This window comes from Alistipes sp. CAG:29 (genome assembly GCF_000435435.1).
GTDB classification, from domain to species: Bacteria; Bacteroidota; Bacteroidia; order Bacteroidales; family Rikenellaceae; genus Alistipes; species Alistipes onderdonkii.
In genome coordinates this window covers 1-2,358 of the sequence record NZ_FR893451.1, presented here as the reverse complement: position 1 = coordinate 2,358, position 2,358 = coordinate 1, and the positions used below count along the sequence as shown (strand labels likewise).

3 protein-coding genes and 1 pseudogene are annotated in these 2,358 nt (G+C 49.9%); all 4 read left to right on the top strand.

Annotation, left to right across the window (positions count from 1 at the left end):
• The first annotated feature begins 271 nt into the window (after positions 1-271).
• The gene (locus tag QVP03_RS05505; RefSeq protein ID WP_009596771.1) at positions 272-1,027 is read left to right on the top strand and encodes a ParA family protein; all 756 of its coding nucleotides are present in this window, start codon (positions 272-274) and stop codon (positions 1,025-1,027) included.
• Positions 1,028-1,029: 2 nt separating this feature from the next.
• Positions 1,030-1,500, top strand: coding sequence for a DUF3408 domain-containing protein (locus QVP03_RS05500; RefSeq protein ID WP_014774760.1), 471 nt, complete (start codon positions 1,030-1,032; stop codon positions 1,498-1,500).
• 23 nt (positions 1,501-1,523) lie between these two features.
• A complete protein-coding gene (locus QVP03_RS05495; RefSeq protein ID WP_019151215.1) occupies positions 1,524-2,120 on the top strand; it encodes a DUF3408 domain-containing protein in 597 nt (198 codons plus the stop codon).
• 12 nt (positions 2,121-2,132) lie between these two features.
• A pseudogene (locus QVP03_RS05490) lies at positions 2,133-2,358 on the top strand (hypothetical protein); the annotation flags it as partial.

The window sequence follows — 2,358 nt, the reverse complement described above, 5'->3', positions numbered from 1 at the left end:
CGGACTGGAGCGGACTGGAGCGGACATCGGAACCGAAGCGTTTTACCCTGTTGTATATTGCGGCAGGATTGATTATTCGGGCAACTGCGCGAATCGCAAAATAAGTATCGGTTCAGACGGATACCCGAATCTTTAACCGAGTATCTGCGCAAAGGAACGAAAGGGCGGCAGACCGAATAATCATCCAATTATTCGTCCAAATATAAGGTAGTATATATAAATGATTTGACAGACGCATAGTTACCCAAACAACCATTTAAACACACAAGCAATGAAACAAGCAAGCATTTCGATCTGCAATCAAAAAGGGGGCATCGGGAAATCGACATTTACGATGTTACTCGCCAGTCATCTGCACTACACATTAGGCTATGACGTGCTGGTCGTAGACTGCGACTATCCCCAATGGTCCGTTCAGGCGCAACGTGAGCGGGAACTGTCGCTCATCGAGCATGACGATTACCACAAGCTGTTGCTGGTACGTCAATTCAAAGCGACGGGCCGCAAGCTCTGGCCTGTGCTGAAATGTATGCCGCCCGAAGCCCCCGAAGAAGTCGAGCGGCTGCTGCAAAGCGGCTACCATCCCCGTATCATTCTCTACGACTTGCCGGGAACGGTCAATGCCGAAGGTGTCATTCGGCTGCTCGCGTCGCTGGACGCTGTCTTTGTGCCCATGAAAGCCGACAAGGTCGTCATGGAAAGTACGCTCTCCTTTGCCCGGAGTCTCACCACTAACCTTGCCCAAGATCCGACCCTTACTTTACAAAGCGTCTATCTTTTCTGGACGATGATAGACCGTCGTGAACGAACGCCGCTTTACGATCGATACGAGGCCGTTATCCGCAAGCTCGGGTTGTCGCTTATGACAACTCACATTCCTTACCGCTCGAAGTTCAACAAGGAGCTGCTTGCGGACAATACAGGAGTCGGCCGCTCGACACTTCTGGCTCCGGCGCGAACCTTTGCGTGTGAGGCGCAACTCGAAATCCTCACAGAAGAAATTCTTACACTCCTCAAAATCCGATAACAATGGCCAAGAAACCCAAAATCGAAGTAGACGAAAGTCTTGTAAAACAGGTGATCGCAGGGCAGTTACCTATCACTACAAAGGTCACACGGGTAATTCCGGAACAGATCCCATCCGGAACCGCTACGGACGCAATTCCCGCCGAACCGCCCTCTGTTCCGGAGATCGACACAGAAAAGATTCCGGATGAAACCCCGTCTGTGCCCGCAGCACAAGAGCCACGCCGTCGGAGAACACCACCCTTGTCCGATTATGAACGAATGTTTCTCACTCCTGTGGAATACGGCATCCGAGCCACACTTTATGTCAATGCATCGACGAAGCGTAAGATTCTGGAGATACTTAAAAGAATCGGAGGTGAACGATTATCCGCGACATCATATGTGGATAATATTCTACAGCACCACATCGAAACTTTCCGTGACGATATAAACCGGCTCGATCGTAAGCGGAATTTTGAAAAACTTGTTTAACAATGACTTAAAAATTTCTAATTATGCTTTACAGCTTTTTATCCGAGTCCGGTGTCCTCGACATTTCATTACTCGCTCTTGGCACAGGCATTATCGTTTTGTCAATCTTAGGGCTGCTGCACCTCGGGAAGCGACGAGGTCATAATAAAGCCGGACACTTTTCGGAGCAACCTGACGATTGTGCAATGCCTGCCGTGCAAACGGAAAATAGCGATGGATGGCCCTCGATGGAACAACCTCAGACAACTGAACTTGTATCCGTTGTCGCTGCACCTGAAGATTCTTCAAATCTCGATTCTCCGCCTTCCGAAACGGTCGTATCCGAAAAGCAGGATGTGAAGCCGGAGTGTGTTCCCGTACCGGACATACGATGGCGACGTTCGATGACATTGCCCGACTACAAAAAAACATTTCTTGTCCGGGTGGATTACGACCTCCGCGCCTCGCTTTATGTCAGTGCCCCTACGAAACGGAAAATCCTTGAAGTCCTGAAAAAAATCGGCGGCGAGCGACTGACCGCAACATCTTATGTAGATAATATCCTACGGCACCATCTCGAAATGTTCCGCGACGAGATCAACTGCATACATCAAGAACAGAATTACCATAACATCGTCTAAATTCTTTCTGCCATGAACAGCATAATTCTTATTGCCGCCTGCGCCGTATGTCTGGATCAGTTGTTTTTCCGGAGGCGGCTCGCGTCATATGTCGTCGACAATCTGAAAGGCCCGAAGAAAAAACACACCGGGCATAACGCTGCCCCTCACACGCCGAATGCCGGTACTGCACCCCGTCAAACTCCTGAAATTCTCGTGTCAAAATCCTATCGGTGCGGACTGGAGCGGACTGGAGCGG

What these genes read in the sequence shown, in the direction of transcription:
- QVP03_RS05495 (WP_019151215.1), top strand. Translation starts at nt 1,524, where the DNA reads ATGCTTTACAGCTTTTTATCCGAGTCCGGTGTCCTCGACATTTCATTA.
- QVP03_RS05500 (WP_014774760.1), top strand. Translation starts at nt 1,030, where the DNA reads ATGGCCAAGAAACCCAAAATCGAAGTAGACGAAAGTCTTGTAAAACAG.
- QVP03_RS05505 (WP_009596771.1), top strand. Translation starts at nt 272, where the DNA reads ATGAAACAAGCAAGCATTTCGATCTGCAATCAAAAAGGGGGCATCGGG.